Origin of the sequence: Chitinophaga pinensis DSM 2588, assembly GCF_000024005.1 — a bacterium.
Lineage (GTDB): Bacteria > Bacteroidota > Bacteroidia > Chitinophagales > Chitinophagaceae > Chitinophaga > Chitinophaga pinensis.
Genome location: NC_013132.1, coordinates 2,033,548 through 2,050,935 on the forward strand (window position 1 = coordinate 2,033,548; position 17,388 = coordinate 2,050,935).

The 17,388-nt window shown below is 43.9% G+C and carries 22 protein-coding genes and 5 tRNA genes; 21 read left to right on the top strand and 6 right to left on the bottom strand.

Going from position 1 to position 17,388, the window contains the following annotated elements:
- Positions 1 to 8 precede the first annotated feature (8 nt).
- Positions 9 to 1,349 (top strand): DUF58 domain-containing protein, encoded by a 1,341-nt coding sequence (locus CPIN_RS08470; RefSeq protein WP_012789359.1) that lies wholly within the window; start codon positions 9 to 11, stop codon positions 1,347 to 1,349.
- On the opposite strand, the gene CPIN_RS08475 is transcribed toward CPIN_RS08470, so the two are convergent.
- Positions 1,338 to 1,976 (bottom strand): hypothetical protein, encoded by a 639-nt coding sequence (locus CPIN_RS08475; RefSeq protein WP_148230524.1) that lies wholly within the window; start codon positions 1,974 to 1,976, stop codon positions 1,338 to 1,340. The two genes, CPIN_RS08470 and CPIN_RS08475, sit on opposite strands and share 12 nt — an antisense overlap.
- A 431-nt stretch (positions 1,977 to 2,407) precedes the next feature.
- Between CPIN_RS08475 and CPIN_RS08480 the strand changes: the two genes are divergently transcribed.
- Positions 2,408 to 2,875 carry a hypothetical protein gene (locus CPIN_RS08480; RefSeq protein ID WP_012789361.1) on the top strand — a complete coding sequence of 156 codons (468 nt, stop codon included), beginning with the start codon at positions 2,408 to 2,410 and terminating at the stop codon, positions 2,873 to 2,875.
- Between the two features lie 39 nt (positions 2,876 to 2,914).
- Here CPIN_RS08480 and CPIN_RS08485 read toward each other — a convergent pair whose 3' ends face one another.
- Positions 2,915 to 3,304 carry a winged helix-turn-helix transcriptional regulator gene (locus CPIN_RS08485; RefSeq protein WP_012789362.1) on the bottom strand — a complete coding sequence of 130 codons (390 nt, stop codon included), beginning with the start codon at positions 3,302 to 3,304 and terminating at the stop codon, positions 2,915 to 2,917.
- Between the two features lie 104 nt (positions 3,305 to 3,408).
- Here CPIN_RS08485 and CPIN_RS08490 point away from each other — a divergent pair, with 104 nt between their 5' ends.
- Positions 3,409 to 3,771, top strand: coding sequence for a DoxX family protein (locus tag CPIN_RS08490; RefSeq protein ID WP_012789363.1), 363 nt, complete (start codon positions 3,409 to 3,411; stop codon positions 3,769 to 3,771).
- Between the two features lie 10 nt (positions 3,772 to 3,781).
- Positions 3,782 to 4,384, top strand: a complete 603-nt coding sequence (locus CPIN_RS08495) for an FMN-dependent NADH-azoreductase (protein ID WP_012789364.1) — start codon at positions 3,782 to 3,784, stop codon at positions 4,382 to 4,384.
- A gap of 124 nt (positions 4,385 to 4,508) precedes the next feature.
- Here CPIN_RS08495 and CPIN_RS08500 read toward each other — a convergent pair whose 3' ends face one another.
- Positions 4,509 to 5,003 (bottom strand): DinB family protein, encoded by a 495-nt coding sequence (locus CPIN_RS08500; RefSeq protein ID WP_044218164.1) that lies wholly within the window; start codon positions 5,001 to 5,003, stop codon positions 4,509 to 4,511.
- Between the two features lie 123 nt (positions 5,004 to 5,126).
- Here CPIN_RS08500 and CPIN_RS08505 point away from each other — a divergent pair, with 123 nt between their 5' ends.
- Positions 5,127 to 6,056, top strand: coding sequence for an AraC family transcriptional regulator (locus CPIN_RS08505; RefSeq protein ID WP_012789366.1), 930 nt, complete (start codon positions 5,127 to 5,129; stop codon positions 6,054 to 6,056).
- A 132-nt stretch (positions 6,057 to 6,188) separates the two neighbouring features.
- On the opposite strand, the gene CPIN_RS08510 is transcribed toward CPIN_RS08505, so the two are convergent.
- Positions 6,189 to 7,190 (bottom strand): NAD(P)H-dependent flavin oxidoreductase, encoded by a 1,002-nt coding sequence (locus tag CPIN_RS08510; protein ID WP_012789367.1) that lies wholly within the window; start codon positions 7,188 to 7,190, stop codon positions 6,189 to 6,191.
- Between the two features lie 15 nt (positions 7,191 to 7,205).
- The gene (locus CPIN_RS08515; protein ID WP_012789368.1) at positions 7,206 to 7,796 is read right to left on the bottom strand and encodes a riboflavin synthase; all 591 of its coding nucleotides are present in this window, start codon (positions 7,794 to 7,796) and stop codon (positions 7,206 to 7,208) included.
- A gap of 115 nt (positions 7,797 to 7,911) precedes the next feature.
- Between CPIN_RS08515 and rpsU the strand changes: the two genes are divergently transcribed.
- The 11 genes from rpsU to nusG all read left to right on the top strand — a co-directional run bounded on the left by rpsU (position 7,912) and on the right by nusG (position 12,852).
- Positions 7,912 to 8,106: a 30S ribosomal protein S21 gene (gene rpsU / locus CPIN_RS08520; RefSeq protein WP_012789369.1), complete on the top strand. Its 195-nt coding sequence runs from the start codon at positions 7,912 to 7,914 to the stop codon at positions 8,104 to 8,106.
- Positions 8,107 to 8,188: 82 nt separating this feature from the next.
- Positions 8,189 to 9,133 carry a tyrosine-type recombinase/integrase gene (locus CPIN_RS08525; RefSeq protein ID WP_012789370.1) on the top strand — a complete coding sequence of 315 codons (945 nt, stop codon included), beginning with the start codon at positions 8,189 to 8,191 and terminating at the stop codon, positions 9,131 to 9,133.
- A gap of 191 nt (positions 9,134 to 9,324) precedes the next feature.
- Complete coding sequence (gene hpf, locus CPIN_RS08530; protein WP_012789371.1) at positions 9,325 to 9,624, top strand: ribosome hibernation-promoting factor, HPF/YfiA family; 300 nt, start codon at positions 9,325 to 9,327, stop codon at positions 9,622 to 9,624.
- A 245-nt stretch (positions 9,625 to 9,869) separates the two neighbouring features.
- A tRNA-Thr gene (locus tag CPIN_RS08535) sits at positions 9,870 to 9,943 on the top strand.
- 67 nt (positions 9,944 to 10,010) lie between these two features.
- Positions 10,011 to 10,092, top strand: a tRNA-Tyr gene (locus CPIN_RS08540).
- Positions 10,093 to 10,225: 133 nt separating this feature from the next.
- Positions 10,226 to 10,298, top strand: a tRNA-Gly gene (locus CPIN_RS08545).
- A gap of 70 nt (positions 10,299 to 10,368) precedes the next feature.
- A tRNA-Thr gene (locus tag CPIN_RS08550) sits at positions 10,369 to 10,440 on the top strand.
- Between the two features lie 174 nt (positions 10,441 to 10,614).
- On the top strand, positions 10,615 to 11,802 hold the full coding sequence (tuf, locus tag CPIN_RS08560; RefSeq protein ID WP_012789372.1) for an elongation factor Tu: 1,188 nt from the start codon (positions 10,615 to 10,617) through the stop codon (positions 11,800 to 11,802).
- A 117-nt stretch (positions 11,803 to 11,919) separates the two neighbouring features.
- Positions 11,920 to 11,990, top strand: a tRNA-Trp gene (locus CPIN_RS08565).
- Positions 11,991 to 12,057: 67 nt separating this feature from the next.
- Positions 12,058 to 12,249, top strand: coding sequence for a preprotein translocase subunit SecE (gene secE / locus CPIN_RS08570; protein ID WP_012789373.1), 192 nt, complete (start codon positions 12,058 to 12,060; stop codon positions 12,247 to 12,249).
- Between the two features lie 12 nt (positions 12,250 to 12,261).
- Positions 12,262 to 12,852 carry a transcription termination/antitermination protein NusG gene (nusG, locus tag CPIN_RS08575; RefSeq protein ID WP_012789374.1) on the top strand — a complete coding sequence of 197 codons (591 nt, stop codon included), beginning with the start codon at positions 12,262 to 12,264 and terminating at the stop codon, positions 12,850 to 12,852.
- A gap of 71 nt (positions 12,853 to 12,923) precedes the next feature.
- On the opposite strand, the gene CPIN_RS08580 is transcribed toward nusG, so the two are convergent.
- Positions 12,924 to 13,499, bottom strand: a complete 576-nt coding sequence (locus CPIN_RS08580) for a DUF1579 domain-containing protein (RefSeq protein WP_012789375.1) — start codon at positions 13,497 to 13,499, stop codon at positions 12,924 to 12,926.
- A gap of 112 nt (positions 13,500 to 13,611) precedes the next feature.
- On the opposite strand from CPIN_RS08580, the gene CPIN_RS08585 reads away from it, so the two are divergent.
- From CPIN_RS08585 to rplL, 5 genes are all read left to right on the top strand, one after another.
- Positions 13,612 to 14,820, top strand: coding sequence for a transglutaminase domain-containing protein (locus CPIN_RS08585; RefSeq protein ID WP_148230525.1), 1,209 nt, complete (start codon positions 13,612 to 13,614; stop codon positions 14,818 to 14,820).
- 268 nt (positions 14,821 to 15,088) lie between these two features.
- A complete protein-coding gene (rplK, locus tag CPIN_RS08590) occupies positions 15,089 to 15,532 on the top strand; it encodes a 50S ribosomal protein L11 (RefSeq protein WP_012789378.1) in 444 nt (147 codons plus the stop codon).
- A 45-nt stretch (positions 15,533 to 15,577) separates the two neighbouring features.
- The gene (gene rplA / locus CPIN_RS08595; protein ID WP_012789379.1) at positions 15,578 to 16,267 is read left to right on the top strand and encodes a 50S ribosomal protein L1; all 690 of its coding nucleotides are present in this window, start codon (positions 15,578 to 15,580) and stop codon (positions 16,265 to 16,267) included.
- 40 nt (positions 16,268 to 16,307) lie between these two features.
- Positions 16,308 to 16,841, top strand: a complete 534-nt coding sequence (rplJ, locus tag CPIN_RS08600) for a 50S ribosomal protein L10 (RefSeq protein ID WP_012789380.1) — start codon at positions 16,308 to 16,310, stop codon at positions 16,839 to 16,841.
- A 96-nt stretch (positions 16,842 to 16,937) separates the two neighbouring features.
- Complete coding sequence (rplL, locus tag CPIN_RS08605) at positions 16,938 to 17,312, top strand: 50S ribosomal protein L7/L12 (protein ID WP_012789381.1); 375 nt, start codon at positions 16,938 to 16,940, stop codon at positions 17,310 to 17,312.
- Positions 17,313 to 17,388: the final 76 nt, after the last annotated feature.

Genomic DNA, 17,388 nt, shown 5'->3' on the forward strand with positions numbered 1-17,388 from the left:
ACAAGGTTATGTTGAAACGTTTTTTTCTCTCTTTATTCTTTACGACCCGCTTTTATACATTGATGGGAAGCATGGCTATCTTTTTTGTGGTCAGCTTCTTTTTCCCATCGTTGTATATGGTGGCGCAACTGGTTACAGCAGCTTTATTATTCCTGTTACTGCTGGATCTTTTCTTTCTGTATGTGGCAGGGAAACAGCCTTTGCTGATCTCCCGTAATATGGCGGGTCGCTTTAGTAACGGAGAGGAAAATGATATCCATCTGAAACTAAAGAACAATTATCGTTTTCCCGTTACAGTGATAGTACTGGAAGAGTTGCCTGTACAGTTTCAGGTTCGTGATTTTCGTAAGAAAGTGCAAATGAAACCGGGAGAGGAGCAGGACATAAGTTATACTTTGCGTCCGGTAGAGAGAGGGGAGTATAACTTTGGAAAAACCAATGCATTTGTACGTAGTCTGCTGGGATTAGCGCAACGTCATGTAGTAGGTGCGGAGGAAACAATCATCAAGGTATATCCTTCTTTTGCTGCTTTGCATAACTATGAATTCTTTTCTTTTAATAATCGCCTCGCAGAACTGGGGGTGCATAAAAAACGTGTGATAGGACACAGTATGGAGTTCGATCATATCAAGGAATATACGCGTGGAGATGATGTACGCACTTTAAACTGGAAGGCGACAGCGAGAAGAGGTACATTCATGGTGAATAACTATGTTGAAGAAAAATCGCAACAGGTATATTGTGTGATTGACAAGGGACGTGCGATGAAGATGCCGTTTAATGGTCTTTCGCTGCTGGATTATGCGATTAATGCATCCCTGGTGTTCAGCAATATTGCTTTGCAGAAAGGCGATAAAACCGGGCTGGTAACGCTGGCTGCGCAGCAGGTAGATGTATTACCTGCTTCAGGTAAAAAAACGCAGATGAACCTGTTACTGGAGCGCCTGTATGCGCAGGAAACGCGATGGGAGGAAAGTGATTACGAGCGATTGAGCGTATCATTGCGTAGTCTGTTCTCACAGCGTTCCCTGCTGATCCTGTTTACCAACTTCGAATCCATGACAGGGCTGCAAAGACAACTGCCTTATCTGCGTAAACTGGCAAAATATCATTTATTGCTCGTTGTATTTTTTGAGAATACGGAACTGAAGAAGTTTACGAAAGACAATGTGCATACAGTGGAAGACATCTATCGTCAGGTGATTGCGCAGAAGTTTGCTTATGAAAAGAAACTGATGGTAAGGGAACTGACCCGCTATGGTATTTTGTCATTGCTGACTACACCAGAGCAGTTGACATTGAATGTGGTGAATAAGTATCTTGAGTTGAAATCGAGATCATTGATCTGATAATTGTTTTACCGGTATGGTACTGGAGACAGACATACCGGGATCATTTTTATTGACAGCTGTAACAGTAATGGAACGGGTAGTACCATCATTACTGTTTAACAGCAGATCCTGCCCCAGTAGTTTGCCTGCATCTGTTTCAAATTTTATAGTGGCTGTATCCAGCGGATATACCTTGCCACTCGTAAAAGTACCTTCCACATTCAGATAAAAGCGAAAGCCTCTTTTAAGACTATCTGCATAATGATTAAAACGAATACCGGTCAGGTGAGGTAATTCGAGTTTAGTCGTGATGGGCGTAGCTGACTCAGGAACGGATATAGTCAGTTCAACAATGAATTGCTGACTGGCCAGTTGTTGTCTGTTAACCAGTAAATAACCATTCTGTACACTTCCATTAGAGCTGCTGATTTTTATATTTTTCCACCTGTAGACGCCTTGTAAATATCCTTCAGTTTTTCTTGTCTGTCCATTTTCATATCTGAATACAAGACCTAGTGGTATACGGTCATACAGCTCTGCAATAGCATCCGGATCGTAGCTGGCTTTAATGCTGTTGATGTTGTTTTGTTGCGCCTTTGTTTGTGTGAATAGGAATAACAGCGCGATGATTAAGAAAGCTCTCAATGTCTTTTTTACCTGAAAGCTGAAAAAATCATTCCACATTTACAAGTCTTGCAGGCTTTAATTAATTCTTAACAGATATTAACAGTGCCGTTTGAAGATTTGTATTTGCTTTTTAGGAGGGCAGCATATGTTAGTCAGAAAATGTGGAAAAGTTGTTCGAATGATATATTGCAGGTATTTGTTTTCAGTCGATCTGTAAATGGCTGACAGGTAGCGGTATATAGTAGATTTATTCGCGGTCGCTACTATTTTCTGGCTGATCAGGTGTAGGACTGGTTTGGGTTTCGCTCAAATTTGTTGCTGGGAATACGGCTGGGAGTGGTTGCCGGCTGATGGCGCAGATAGTTTCGTTATATACGGGAAAACGGCAAATAATGCCATAAAAAAATGTTAAATTAGGGAACCATTCATTGTAATGAAACATTCCCCTTATGGCAAAACAACTTCAATACATTAAAAGCACTCCTGCGCACCTTTCCCGTGTGCTGTACTGCATTACTTTTTTCACACTTATCAACCTGTTTACGGTGCCTTATATCCGGCTGATTGCGGGTACCATGGGAGGTGGTATTTATCGTGATAATCTGAGTGAGCGGTCATGGGTGCTTATCATTTTTATGTTGTTGTGTACACTTGGTTTCTTTTGGGGAAATAAGAAAACTTTCAACTCTGTAAAAAGAGAGTCTAACCGCATATGGGTGCTGCATTTGGGCATTGATGTATTCATTTACACTGCCAGTATGCCGCTTGTATCGCTCATACATCCCTTTCTCGATAAACCGGATGCTGTGATGACTGATTTGTGGAATCCGGTGATGATGTTATTGCTGCTTTCTGTGAAGTACACAATTCTACGGATAAGATATGCTCAGCGGGACGATCAGTATATGTCCCGTTAACCTGCTTTTTTAAAGCAAGGCGCAATACCTGATTGCGGATCAGCCCTGTGAAGAGGAGGATATTTCCTTGCGGATCTTTTCCCTGTGCATAGTACCCCAGTCATTCAGTGAATGTAACACTGCGCCAAGTGTATCGCTGTATTCTGTCAGTTCGTATTCCACCACGACAGGACGTCCTTCATATACCTTTCTTCTGACAAAGCCGTTCAGTTCCAGTTCGCGCAGTTCATTGGACAATACCCTTGCAGAAATACCTGATACCGATCGCTGCAGTTCGTTAAATCTTTTATTGCCGTCTTCGCGGAGCACAATGATGATTTTCAGCTTCCATTTGCCACCAATGGCATAAAGGGCGTCGTGAATGGCTGATAACCTCGCGGCGCACTCTCTCGCATTTCTTTTTGTTTTTTCAGCTACCTGTGTTTCCATATCCCGAAGGTAAATAACTATCCAACAGGTTACTACTAACCTTTAGTATACTACTAACCATTTGCTATCAATTGTGAATAGTTTTGCTTCATCAATTTTTTCAGATGAAAGCAATCCGTATTACTTATTGGGTCACTACTGCAATCATTGCGTTAATGATGACCTATTCCGCCTATGCCTATTTAACAAAACCAGAGATGGACCAGGCTTTCCAGCATATCGGGTATCCCGCATATTTCAGGATTGAACTGGCTATCGCCAAACTGATCGGAGTGGTGCTTTTGGTGCTTCCTCTTGTAAAAGGTCGCCTGAAAGAATGGACTTATGCAGGTTTTACCTTCACATTTGTGTCAGCAGCCATTGCACATGCCGCTTCCGGCGATCCGATGCCTAATCCGGTAGTACCGGTTGTATTCCTGGGAATACTGGCAGCCTCTTATTTTACTTATCACAAGCTTAAAAAATAAAAATAATCGTATGAAAAAGATATTGAAAGTTGTATCCAGTGTGAGTGGCGCTGCGTCAAAGAGTACACAGCTGGCAGATGGAATTATTGCTCAGTTACAGGAACGTTATCCGGGCAGCACAGTGACTGTAAAAGATCTTGCAAAAGATCCTTTAGGTCATTTTGATGCATCTCACCTGTTGGCATTCCGTGGCGCAGGAGATGCGACAGCAGAAGCAGCAGCGATTGCTGATAAGTTATCAGAAGCGGCTATTAAGGAGGTGGAAGAAGCGGATATCATCATTTTGGGAGTAGCGCTGTATAATTTCCATATTCCGTCTACGCTGAAAGCGTGGCTGGATCACGTCGTACGTGCCGGCAGAACTTTCTCTTATGCCACCGGTAAACCGGAAGGTCTGTTAAAGGATAAAAAAGTATATATCGCGCTGGCTTCAGGTGGTGTTTACTCCGAAGGACCTGCACAGGCATTTGATTTTGCTTCTCCATATCTCCTGGGTATGCTGGGCTTCATTGGTCTGACAGACGTACAGCTGGTGAGAGCAGAAGGTTGCAGCATTCCTGGTTTACAGGATACAGCAGTACAGAAAGGATTGGAGCAGGTTGTTATTGCATAAATACTTCCGCTGCATAATAAAAAAGGGCTCCGTAAGGAGCCTTTTTTGCGATACAGCGTTTTTAGAATGGCGAATGTAGAGTCCCGGAGTTTTTCCGGGACTATTTATTTGATGGGTAAGCTGTTTACATGTATTTCATGGCGGGGTAGCCTAACAATCTTCTCCATAAAGCTAATTGCCCGATACAATTGGCTTCCCGGTAAATCTGGAAGGAAATGAGTTCAAACAGGGTCATTTTCATACCAGGCATTTCAAAAGGTTCATCCAGTTTTTCATCATCGGCCTCCAGCAGTGCTTTTCTCAGCAGTGGAGAGATGATCTTCCAGTCCTGCTCAAATGTTTGTAGCGCAGGATATTGCACGCCTTCCTGTATGCCTTTGTGATCTTTGAATAAATCATGCGCCTGCTGCTGTTTATCTAAGCCGAAAGATTTCGCCAGCTCAAATCTTTCCTGTACCAGGCTGCCGGCCAGCCATGCCATATGGTTGGCTTTTGTACCCAAACGTTCGCCGGCATCTTTTTCTGAAATGTCTACGATAACATTGGAGAAAAACGTGGTATGCATGTCGTACAATACCATGAAGCCATAGGTTCTGCTGCTAACTGTTTGTACTTCCATCGTTAATAGTATTGGTGTAGTCCAAGGTAGCTCATTTGGGTATAGCAAGGGGTCGGTGAAGCCGCCATTTATGGGGGGTATTTGTGACAAACAGCGTAAATTCGTATTCAACACCATATAGTTATGCCATCTCAGACACTGGATAGCCGCACGATAGATACATTAAGAGATCTTCCCGATCTTATCCCTGTATTCAGAGAATATTTTGAGGACTGGACTATAAGGGTATTCGACCGGGAGATACATGAATGCCGGAACTATCTATCCCCTAATCGCCGTGATTTTTACAAGATCCTGTTTACGACAAAAGGGGCGGGCGTGTTTACGATGGGATTGAATACTTATTACCTGGACGAGCCATCTATCTTATTTATACATCCTAATGACATTATTTCCTGGCGGAATCTTTCTGAGGAGTCCGGAGGGTATTATTGTTTGTTCAGGCGTTCTTTTCTGACAGAATTTCCCGCACTGAAAGCCGGTATGGATAAATTCAGCCTGTTTACAGATAAATCGAAGAGTGTGATCCGTATTCCCGCAGCGGAGGTACCCGTGCTGGAACAACTTTTCGCCAGGATGAAAGCGGAAGAAGTAACAGGGGGGAAACTGAGTGGAGATTCGATGCAGGCTTACCTGCAACTGATTATGGTGGAAAGTGTGAAAAGGGCCAGTTTCCCGCCACCGGACAACGTATCAGAGGAATACCGGCATGTGCATGAATTTTTCAGACTGCTGGAAGAAGAAACCGGCGGTATCAACAGGGAACATCCTATCAGAATCAGGACCGCCAAGGAATTTGCGGCAGATCTTTCGGTACATCCCAATCACCTGAATGCTTTGTTAAAGAAGCATACGGGGCAGAATGTGAGTACCCATATCAAAAACAGGTTGCTGGACGAAACCAAGGTATTCCTGTTACAGACCGACTGGTCTTTGCAGGAGATCGGTTACAGTATTGGTTTTGCGGAGCAGCCCAACTTTAATGCTTTCTTTAAGAAGAATACTGGTCTGACGCCCGCTGAATTCAGAAAGAACTATCTGTATCATTCATAATACGGGTGGTATTGCTGCGCAGCAGTTTCAAACTATCGGTGAAGCAGTAGATCATATAAGTAAATGAAAAAGGGCTTATCCGCTATGATGGCGGACAAGCTCTTTTTATGAGAGTAAAGAAACTGTTTGTTATTACCGGGTAAGTAACTGGCTGGTTTTTTCCAGTGTTTCTTCCAGTTCCTGTACCAGTCGGCCTACGATATCGCTTATCTGGCTGATATCTTCCACCATTTCTACGCTCTGGCCGGCTGTCCACAGTTGTTGATAATTACCAGGTTTGATGGCCTGTTCCAGTTTTTTCATGCCTTTTAGTTGTACCAGCATTTTAAAGTATTTGCGGGTACTGGCATTTTTATTCAGCTGTTTCTCCAGCCAGTTCTGCTTATAGCCCATTTTCTTTGCGGCTGGTGTGTTGATGACATTGCAGGGCGTACCGGAAAGGCGTTCAGTCAGTACAATATCTTCCATGCCGTAGTCGAGGATAGCATTTTTATAGGCATCGCTGACGCTGGCTTCTTCACTCGCGATGAAACGGGTACCGATGGAGGCGCCGTGTGCGCCGAGCACCATGGCACTGGCGAGTTGTTGTCCGGTAGCGATACCCCCTGCGGCAACCAGCAGTTTATCCGGAAAGGCTTTTTGTAAAGCTGGTATGAGAATATGCATAGGGTAGGGACCGGCATGGCCACCTGCGCCTACGCAGACGGCAATAAATCCATCACACCCTTCCTGGGCCGCTTTTTCTGCGTGCTGAATATTGGTGACGTCGCAGAGTACTTTTGCGCCGTAGCTATGGGCGGCGGCAATTACTTCCCGGGGATTGCCCAGTGAGGTAATATAGAAAGGTACTTCGGCAGCTACACATTCTTTCAGGTGTTTTGCATAGAGCGGATTCGTCTTTTGAACGATCAGGTTAACGCCATAGGTGCCTTGTCCGGCGGGCAATTGTGCCCGGTATTGGTTCAGCTGGTCCAGTACCTGTTTCAGTTCCCCTTCCTTTCGGTAGTTGAGAGTAGGGAAGGTACCGGCGATCCCGCTGTCCATGGCTGCCCGGACCATTTTTTCATTACTGACGAGGAACATGGGCGCCATAATAACCGGATGGCGGATGGCAAGGGCGGAGGTTAATTGCATAAGTGGATGTTTGAGCTATGATCTGACGGCAAGCTGCCTGGCCACGAACTTACCCAGGATATCAAATTCCAGGTTAATGGTATTCCCGGGTTGAACGGCTGAGATATTTGTGTGTTCGTATGTGTAAGGAATCACGGCGATGGTGAATTCCGTATTGGTTACATTATATATGGTCAGACTGATACCGTTGAGGCAGATGGAGCCTTTTTCAACGATCAGGCCGGCGAACTGTTCCGGGTAGCGGAAGCGGAATTCCCAGCTGCCGTTCTGTGGCGTTACGGACACGCATTCGCCGGTGCTGTCGACGTGGCCCTGTACGAGGTGTCCGTCAATCCGGCCGTTGAAGATCATGGCTCTTTCGAGGTTGACTTTCTGGCCGGGGGTCAGTTGCCCGATATTACTTTTAATCAGCGTTTCGGCCACGGCGACGATGTCGTAGGACTCGTTGTCGACACGGGTGACGGTCAGGCAAACACCGTTATGGGCGACACTCTGGTCAATTTTCAGTTCAGGTGCGAGGGAAGAGCGGATGGTGATGACCATATTGCTGCCTTCCTGCCTGGTAGCTATTACTTCTCCTAATGATTCTATTATTCCTGTAAACATGGGGCTAATTTAAGTAATAATGAGGATACGGGTATGACAGGGGTAGGTTCACATTATTTTGATAATTAAAAAGAATGTTTTACTTTTGCCTTCCTGAAAAAAAAGGCTATTAATTATGTTGATCATCGATTCCAAAGATTGCGAAAACATTGACAAGGCGCTCAAAAAATACAAAAAGAAATTTGAGAAAGCCCGCATCCTGCTTCAACTCAGGTCACGTCAGTCTTTCACAAAACCATCCGTTAAGCGTCGTACTGAAGTGCTGAAAGCTGTTTACAAACAGCAGTTGGCCAGTGGTAAATTAGATTGATTCTATCGGGAGTAATTCCCCGCGCAAAATATCTGATGATTGTAAGGTTTGTTTTAACTTTACAATCATCAACTTTTTTATTTTGAGTGAAGTCTTACACCCGGTAGCCAATCAATTTCTGGCTTATATTCAACTGGAGAAGCGCTATTCTGCGCATACTTTCACTGCATATCAGCAGGATCTTACACAATTCTTTATTTTTCTCAGATCACAATATGGCGATGTGTCCCTACAGGGCATATCGCATTTGCATGTCCGTACCTGGCTGGCCTGGCTGATGGAGGAGGGCATTGTTGCTAAAAGTGTTAACCGCAAGATCTCCACGCTCAAATCTTTTTTCAAATATGCGATGCGTCATGGTGTAGTAGTGACTTCACCGATGACGAAAGTGACTGCGCCCAAAACGGGGAAGCGGTTGCCCGGGTTTATTGATGAAAAGGGGATGGAAGCGGTAGAGGACAACCGGAGTATGCGCCGTGGGCAGGAGGGCAGGCCGATTTTTGCGGATGACCTGGAGGGCAAGACGCACCGGTTGATATTTGAATTATTATATCATACCGGCATACGTTTATCGGAGCTGATCGGTTTACAGGAGCGGCATGTTGATATCTCCAATCTGACATTGAAAGTGTTGGGAAAAGGGAATAAGGAGCGTATTATTCCCATCAGTAAAAATCTGCGGGACGAAATAAAGGGATACCGGGTCATGCGCGATAAAGCGCTGGAGATGCCCGATAAGGAGGTTTTGCTGGTGAATCCCCGTAGCGGAAAGAAGTTATACCCCCGTTATGTATATAACGTTGTGAAAGGTTACCTCACTGATCACGAGATTACGACGATCAGTCGCAGGAGTCCGCATATACTGCGGCATACATTTGCCACCCATCTTACGAACAATGGTGCAGACCTGAATGCAGTGAAGGAGTTGCTGGGGCATGCCAGTCTGGCGTCCACGCAGGTGTATACGCATAACAGTATTGAGAAGCTGAAGGACGCGTACAGGAAAGCGCATCCTAAGGGAGAGTAGGAGGAGTTCGGGCAGCTTTAACAAAATATTACTAAATGGTTATGCAAAAGAGTTGAAAGTTCATTAAATTAGTAATGAGTTCTTTGTATACTTTTTTCATTAGTCGATATTCATGACCATTAATGCAATGAAAGCCTATGGACGTAATGTTACGAGCATGTACAAGATTGTTAAAACTAAAAATTAGTGCTATGAACGTTCAAATTCAAACAGTACACTTCGACGCTGACTCCAAATTGATTGACCATGTGAGTAAAAAACTTCAGAAACTCAACACTTTTTATGATCGGATCATCAGCGTGGAGGTATTTTTAAAGCTTGATGGAATAGCTCATCAGGTGAAGGATAAAATAGCCGAAATAAAAGTCCACATCCCGCGCCAAGACTTATTTGTAAAGCACGAATCTAAATCTTTCGAGGAGTCATTTGATCTCGCCTTTGACTCGGTTGTTAACCAGATTAAGAAAACGAAAGAGAAAAAATTTCAATAAAATCTTAAAAATATTTTGGAATTAAATATCTGATTACTACCTTTGCCATCCCGATCGAAAAAAGGGATCGGCGAAGGTAGTAAAGTTCTTTACAGTAGGGTGTTTTAGCCGAATATACAAGTCTCAAAAAGGTTGTATCCAGGTGCTGAAAAAAAGATAAAAAAAGATTTGGAAGTTAAAATAAATCAACTATCTTTGCACCCTCTTATAACGGATATCATTTATAAGATTCTTATATAAGATAAGCCAGCATAGCTCAGTTGGCCAGAGCTACTGATTTGTAATCAGTGGGTCGGGGGTTCGAATCCCTCTGCTGGCTCCGGATAAATTCCGAAGCAAAAATGGTCCGGACGGACGAGATTTGGGAAAGGAGTTTAAGGAAAAATGGGCAGGTTCCAGAGCGGCCAAATGGGGCGGACTGTAAATCCGCTGTCTACGACTTCAGAGGTTCGAATCCTCTCCTGCCCACGTAGCGCAAATGTTCCGCCTTTGCCCCTCGCAAAGGCGGAACTTGTCTGTTAAGTGCAGGTTCTCCATAAATAGAGGAGAGGAAGTGTAGGGTGAGAAGTTCTTTTTAATGTTTACCATTATATAATTATATGCGGGAGTAGCTCAGTTGGTAGAGCGACAGCCTTCCAAGCTGTAGGTCGCGGGTTCGAACCTCGTCTCCCGCTCACTAATAATACTGAAGGACTTTGTTCATTAGTATTATGTGAGATGAAAGTTCTTAATAAGATTTTCAATGCTGTTGTAGCTCAGGGGTAGAGCACTTCCTTGGTAAGGAAGAGGTCGTGAGTTCAATTCTCATCAACAGCTCAACGGATTTCCAAACATCCGGGATCCGGATTTCGTTGTAGCTCAGTGGCAGAGCGTACCGGTCGATACCGGGAAGGTCGTGGGTTCAATTCTCATCAGCGATACAAGTTTGTAAAACCGTTTTTTAAAAACAACTATCAATACAATCTTTACAAACCATCTAAAAAAAATACAATGGCAAAAGAAACCTTTAAGCGGGATAAACCCCACGTAAACATTGGTACCATCGGCCACGTTGACCACGGTAAGACTACCTTGACTGCTGCCATTACCAACATTTTGGCAAGCAAAGGTCTGGCAGAGAAGAAAGGTTATGATGAGATCGATGCCGCTCCTGAAGAAAAAGAAAGAGGTATTACCATCAATACAGCACACGTTGAGTATCAGACAGCTAACCGCCACTACGCGCACGTTGACTGTCCTGGTCACGCTGACTATGTGAAAAACATGATCACTGGTGCTGCGCAGATGGACGGTGCTATCCTGGTGGTTGCCGCTACAGATGGTCCGATGCCACAAACTAAAGAACACATCCTCCTGGCTCGTCAGGTAGGCGTTCCTCGTATCGTTGTGTTCATGAACAAAGTAGACCTGGTTGATGATCCTGAGCTGCTGGAACTGGTTGAACTGGAAATCCGCGAACTGCTGAGCAAATATAACTACGATGGTGATAACACACCAATCATCAAAGGTTCTGCAACCGGCGCTCTGGCTGGTGAAGAAAAATGGGTATCTGCAGTTGATGAACTGATGAACGCAGTAGATGAATACATCCCACTGCCTCCTCGTCCGGTTGATCTGCCGTTCCTGATGTCTGTAGAAGACGTATTCTCTATCACTGGTCGTGGTACTGTTGCTACAGGTCGTATCGAGCGTGGTAAGATTAAAGTTGGTGAGCCAGTTGAAATCGTTGGTCTGATCGAAAAACCACTGACTTCTACATGTACTGGTGTTGAGATGTTCAAAAAATTACTGGATGAAGGTGAAGCTGGTGACAACGCTGGTCTGCTCCTCCGCGGTATTGAAAAATCTCAGATCCGTCGTGGTATGGTTATCGTTAAACCTGGTTCCATCACTCCGCACACTGAATTCAAATGTGAAGTATACGTACTGAGCAAAGAAGAAGGTGGCCGTCACACTCCGTTCTTCAACAAATACCGTCCTCAGTTCTACTTCCGTACAACTGACGTAACAGGTGAAGTTGAATTACCAGCTGGTGTTGAAATGGTAATGCCTGGTGATAACGTAGGTCTGATCGTTAAACTGATCGCTCCAATCGCTATGGAAAAAGGTCTGAAATTCGCTATCCGCGAAGGTGGACGTACCGTAGGTGCTGGTCAGGTTACTGAAATCATCAAGTAATCACTTTGATATAATTAAAGGCCATTAGCAATTAGTAAATTGCAGCTGGATAATAGATTTAAATTTTGTAAATTTGTTCTCCGGATTTCATTAGGCTAAAAGCTAATGGTCTTATACACGGGCATAGTTCAATGGTAGAATAGAGGTCTCCAAAACCTTTGATCTGGGTTCGAATCCTAGTGCCCGTGCTAAAAAATGGTGAAAAGTGAAGGCTTTTCACCTTTCATGTTTTCAAACGGTTAATTTTTAAAACCAATGAACAAGGTTAGAGCATACTTCCGGGAGTCCTATCACGAGCTGGTGCATAAAGTATCCTGGCCAACATGGCAGGAACTGCAGTCTTCCACAATGATCGTATTAATCGCTACTGTAGTTATCACTGCGCTTGTCTGGGGTATGGATGCCCTATCGCATCTCGTGATGACTCAGTACTATAAAATGCTATAAAATAATTTCATAATGATCGATGCATCCAATAACCCTGCAGAAGAAACAAACATTCCGACCCAGGACACCAAGTGGTACGTTCTGCGCGTAGTGAGTGGTAAAGAGAAAAAGGTTAAAGAATACCTGGATATCGAAGTACGCCGCTCCGATTGGGGTAACGTGATCACCCAGATATTTTTACCAGTAGAGAAAGTCTACAAAGTGCAGGCAGGTAAAAAGGTGATGCGCGAGAAAAACTTCTACCCAGGGTACGTAATGATCGAAGCGATCGATGGTAAAATGACTGACGAAGTTATCCAATCCATCCGCAACGTATCAGGCGTTATTCATTTCCTGGGTAAAGATAAGCCAATCGCCCTCCGTAAGGCTGAAGTGAACAAGATGTTAGGTAAAGTAGATGAAATGTCTGATAATGGACTGACCATGAGCGAACCTTTCATCGTTGGTGAAACAATCAAGATCATTGATGGTCCTTTCAACGACTTCAACGGTATTATCGAAGAGGTAATCGAAGACAAGAAGAAACTGAAAGTAACTGTAAAGATCTTCGGTCGTGCAACTCCTGTAGAACTGAACTTCATGCAGGTAGAAAAAATCAGCTAACTATTTCAGTAATCATATTAAAAACGCCTCGTTTTAAACGAGGCGTTTTTTTATTGCTATAAACCGATCAGTTATTTCTTTCTGGTAAAGTCGATTTCCATTGTCTTCACTTCTTTGCCATCATTCACCATGTACATCTCCATATGGTGATGGTCGTCATCAATAATCTTGAATATTTCTTTTACGCCCATGTCTTTGCCACTCATAGGCTCATACATTTTACCCGTGAAAGTGATGGATTTGGTGGCATCATCCCAGGTACCTTCCATGTTCATGATACCAGTGCCCATGTTGTCAATCCAGCTACTCTGAAATATTTTCTTTGCATTGTCGTACGCCATCAGTCCATGTCCTTCGAATGGCATACCCATGATTGTGCTTTTGTGTACAGATTCCTGGTAGCGACCACCCAGGACCATTTTGTTGGTGGTTGTACCATTGCCTTTTGTGGGTGGCTGATTTGGGTCCATCCACATAGACATTTCATAAGTCCAATCACCATCTGATTTTGCAATCATCTCGTGAACAGGGCCTGGCTTCATATATTCCATCCAGGCTTTTTCTTCGGCAGATTGTGCCTGTACCTTCGTGTTGAGAGAAAGGCAGATGGCGATAGCTGAGGCTGAAAATAACAATAGACGTCTCATAATTGGTGGAGTTTTTTTATTTAGAAATAACGCTTAAAAACGGAGAAGGTTGCTGTTTGAAGGCGCTAAATCATTGATTATCCCTACCTTCGTGACTACTTTCGTTATATATATGAGATCTGTATACCTATTGTTAGCTGTTATTATATCATTTTCTGTTTCCGTATCCGCCCAGCCTAAAGAAAGAGTCAGCACTGAACCCCCTGCATCTGCTTCACTGAATATTCCGGAAGGAGATAGTCGTACACCTGCAGCACTTAGTCAGTACCTGAGAGCGCATACTGCTTCTAACAAAGAATTTGTACGTCATCTCTATAGCTGGATCGTATGGAATATCAGTTATGATATAGCAAACATGTACAATCCCGGTTATTATAAAGATACCCTTGATGCAGCCAATAAGACATTGGCTACCAGGACCGGAGTTTGCCAGGGGTATGCAAACCTTTATTATCTGACTTGTAAAGAAGCAGGTATTCCTGTACAGTTGATCGGCGGTTATACCAAAACACAGGGAAGGATAGATAATGCGAGTCATGCGTGGGTAGCGGTAAAGCCAGACAGTGTGTGGTATATGAGCGATCCGACCTGGGGGGCTGGTGTGGTGAATAATAATAAGTTCGTCCGCAAGCCGGTAGACAGCTATTTCCTGGTGGCGCCTGCTGCGTTTATCAGAACACACATGCCTTTTGACCCGCTGTGGCAGTTACTGGAGCATCCGGTACGGAATGAAGAGTTCAGAGATAACAGCTGGACGGCTGCGGCAGGCAGAAGTATCTTTCATTATAAGGACTCGCTGGAGACTTATAACACGATGAAAGATGATCTGTTGAAATACCAGCTGGTGATTAACAGGATAGAGGGGATGGGAATTACCAATCAGATGATCAGTCACGAGCTGGTATATTATAAGAACCTGGTAACGTTTATTGCGGATAACCGGAAGGTGGTGGCGCAGAACAGGGCGGTGGATGAATTCAACGCGAGTAGCAGCAGGTATAACAGGGCGGTAAACCTGTTTAATGAATATGTGCAGTTCAAGAATAACCAGTTTAAGCCGGCGAAGGCGGATCAGGCAATAAAGCAAATGGTGGATGCGATCAGTAAGAAATTGTCGGAGAGTAAGCAGGGGCTGGCGGGATTGAACAGGGAGGAGCCTTCGCTGAAGCATAACATTACGGAGCTGGAGGAGTCGTTGTCGGTATTACAGAAGAGAGTGGAGGAGGAACAGGCTTTTGTGGAGAAATATATCAGGACCGGCAAGCTGTTCAGAAAATCTTTATTTTATAAGACGACATGGATGGGAATTCCATTAAATTAAATTAGATTTGTTGCTAACCATTAAGACGGAATGCTGCCCTCTGGTTTTTACCGAACAGGGTTAAGATAAAATAGTTTTGTTATAGAATTGTAAAATTTTTACCCCGAACTGATTATAATAGCAAAAAGAATGCCCGAAAGCAAATTCTTTTTGAGATTTAATACATTATTGTATACCTTTGCATCCCCTTTAAAAGGTAAATTTTCTCCTTTTAGTTTTGGGAGTTTCGCCAGAAACGAGACGTTCTAACCAAATTAAACTTTATAACATGGCAAAAGAGATCGCTACGTACGTGAAATTGCAGGTAAAGGGTGGCGCGGCCAACCCGGCTCCTCCAATTGGTCCAGCGCTGGGTTCCAAAGGTGTGAACATCATGGAGTTCTGTAAGCAGTTCAATGCCCGTACTCAGGATAAAATGGGTAAGGTATTGCCTGTGTTGCTGACAGTTTACACTGACAAATCATTTGATTTCGTAATCAAGACGCCTCCTGCTGCTGTACAGCTGCTGGAAGCTGCCAAATTGCAGAGTGGTTCTAAAGAACCTAACCGTAACAAGGTGGGTAAAGTTACCTGGGCACAGGTAGAAGCAATCGCGACAGACAAGATGCCTGACCTGAACTGCTTCACCAAAGAAAGCGCTATGAAAATGGTCGCTGGTACTGCCCGTTCTATGGGTATTACTGTTGAAGGTAACGCTCCTTGGAGTAACTAATTGTGTCACCCTGTACAAGCAGGTTAACTTTTAAAACATTTTGCAATGGCAACTAAGAAAAGAAAAGCAGCCGATACAAAGGTGGACAAAAACAAGGTTTACAGCCTGAAAGAAGCTTCCGCACTTGTAAAAGATATTAACTGCACCAAATTCGACAGTTCTGTCGATATTCATATCCGTCTGGGCGTTGATCCCAAGAAAGCAGACCAGGCTATCCGTGGTTCCGTAACGCTTCCCCACGGTACTGGTAAAACTAAACGTGTACTGGTTCTTTGCACTCCTGATAAAGAAGCTGCTGCAAAAGAGGCTGGTGCTGATCATGTTGGTCTGGACGAGTTTATCCAGAAAATCGAAGCTGGTTGGACTGATATCGACGTTATCGTAGCTACGCCTGCTGTAATGCCGAAGATCGGTAAACTGGGTAAGATCCTGGGGCCTCGTAACCTGATGCCTAACCCTAAAACAGGTACTGTTACTAATGATGTAGCGGCAGCTGTTAATGAGGTTAAAGGTGGTAAAATCACCTTTAAAGTGGATAAGGCAGGTATCATTCACGCTTCTATTGGTCGCGTTTCTTTCGCTTCTGATAAACTTGAGCAGAACTCCCAGGAGCTGATCAACGCTATCATCAAGCTGAAACCAGCTACAGCGAAAGGTACTTACCTGAAAGGACTGTCAATGGCGAGCACAATGAGCCCGAGCATTACAGTTGACACAAAATCAGTTCAAAACTAATGATTGGCCGGTTGGCAGATCAACAAACTGACAAAAAGCTATGAACAAAGATCAAAAAAATGAAGTGATTGAACTGCTGAAAGGTAAGTTCTCTCAATATAACAACTTCTACATCACCAACACCGAGTCTCTGACCGTTGCACAGGTGAACAACCTGAGAAGGGTTTGTTTCGACAAGAACGTGGAAATGAAGGTGGCTAAAAACACCCTGATCCGCAAGGCGCTGGAATCTCTGGATGCTGAGAAATATACAGGTATCTATGATGCACTGAACGGTGTAACTGCCCTGATGTTCTCTGACAGCCCGAAAGAGCCTGCTCTGATCATTTCTGCTTTCCGTAAAGAAAACAAGAAAACTGAGAAACCTGAGCTGAAAGCTGCTTTCGTAGGTGATGAAATTTACACTGGCGACGCTCAACTGGCTAACCTGGTTAAAATCAAAACCAAAAACGAACTCATCGGAGACGTTATTGGTCTGTTGCAATCTCCTGCAAAACGCGTACTCTCTGGCTTGCTTGAAAAAGCTAAGAAAGAAGGCGCTGGTGCAGAAGTTGAAGCACCTGCTGCTGAGTAATCAGCTAAAAGCCCTTACCGGCTTAAATAACAACAATGGCTTCCAAGTCACAATATAAATAATTACAATACTTAAAATTCTTAAAAACACTATACAATGGCAGACGTTAAAGCATTAGCCGAACAATTAGTAGGTTTAACTGTTAAGGAAGTTCAGGAACTCGCAGATTTTCTGAAAAGCGAATATGGCATCGAACCAGCTGCTGCTGCAGTTGTAGTTTCTGGTGACAACGGTAGTGGCGCAGCTGCTGCTGAAGAAAAAACTGCCTTCAACGTTATCCTGAAAAATGCAGGTGCTAGCAAACTGAACGTAGTTAAGATCGTTAAAGACCTGACTGGTCTTGGTCTGAAAGAAGCTAAGGAACTGGTAGACGGTGCTCCTAAGTCACTGAAAGAAGGCGTTTCCAAAGCTGAAGCAGAAGATCTGAAAGCTAAGCTGACAGAAGCTGGTGCTGAAGTTGAAATTCAGTAATCTTTGCTTAAAGATACCTCTTTATAAAGGTCAAAAGTGCTTCTGGCACTTTTGGCCTTCTTCCCTTTGGGAAAGT

Coding starts and splice junctions, on each gene's coding strand:
- CPIN_RS08470 (WP_012789359.1), top strand. CDS start 9: ATGTTGAAACGTTTTTTTCTCTCTTTATTCTTTACGACCCGCTTTTAT.
- rplA (WP_012789379.1), top strand. CDS start 15,578: ATGGCAACTAAGAAAAGAAAAGCAGCCGATACAAAGGTGGACAAAAAC.
- CPIN_RS08490 (WP_012789363.1), top strand. CDS start 3,409: ATGAAAGCAATCCGTATTACTTATTGGGTCACTACTGCAATCATTGCG.
- CPIN_RS08510 (WP_012789367.1), bottom strand. CDS start 7,190: ATGCAATTAACCTCCGCCCTTGCCATCCGCCATCCGGTTATTATGGCG.
- tuf (WP_012789372.1), top strand. CDS start 10,615: ATGGCAAAAGAAACCTTTAAGCGGGATAAACCCCACGTAAACATTGGT.
- CPIN_RS08580 (WP_012789375.1), bottom strand. CDS start 13,499: ATGAGACGTCTATTGTTATTTTCAGCCTCAGCTATCGCCATCTGCCTT.
- CPIN_RS08505 (WP_012789366.1), top strand. CDS start 5,127: ATGCCATCTCAGACACTGGATAGCCGCACGATAGATACATTAAGAGAT.
- secE (WP_012789373.1), top strand. CDS start 12,058: ATGAACAAGGTTAGAGCATACTTCCGGGAGTCCTATCACGAGCTGGTG.
- CPIN_RS08485 (WP_012789362.1), bottom strand. CDS start 3,304: ATGGAAACACAGGTAGCTGAAAAAACAAAAAGAAATGCGAGAGAGTGC.
- rplK (WP_012789378.1), top strand. CDS start 15,089: ATGGCAAAAGAGATCGCTACGTACGTGAAATTGCAGGTAAAGGGTGGC.
- CPIN_RS08480 (WP_012789361.1), top strand. CDS start 2,408: ATGGCAAAACAACTTCAATACATTAAAAGCACTCCTGCGCACCTTTCC.
- rpsU (WP_012789369.1), top strand. CDS start 7,912: ATGTTGATCATCGATTCCAAAGATTGCGAAAACATTGACAAGGCGCTC.
- CPIN_RS08500 (WP_044218164.1), bottom strand. CDS start 5,003: ATGGAAGTACAAACAGTTAGCAGCAGAACCTATGGCTTCATGGTATTG.
- nusG (WP_012789374.1), top strand. CDS start 12,262: ATGATCGATGCATCCAATAACCCTGCAGAAGAAACAAACATTCCGACC.
- rplJ (WP_012789380.1), top strand. CDS start 16,308: ATGAACAAAGATCAAAAAAATGAAGTGATTGAACTGCTGAAAGGTAAG.
- CPIN_RS08515 (WP_012789368.1), bottom strand. CDS start 7,796: ATGTTTACAGGAATAATAGAATCATTAGGAGAAGTAATAGCTACCAGG.
- hpf (WP_012789371.1), top strand. CDS start 9,325: ATGAACGTTCAAATTCAAACAGTACACTTCGACGCTGACTCCAAATTG.
- CPIN_RS08585 (WP_148230525.1), top strand. CDS start 13,612: ATGAGATCTGTATACCTATTGTTAGCTGTTATTATATCATTTTCTGTT.
- rplL (WP_012789381.1), top strand. CDS start 16,938: ATGGCAGACGTTAAAGCATTAGCCGAACAATTAGTAGGTTTAACTGTT.
- CPIN_RS08495 (WP_012789364.1), top strand. CDS start 3,782: ATGAAAAAGATATTGAAAGTTGTATCCAGTGTGAGTGGCGCTGCGTCA.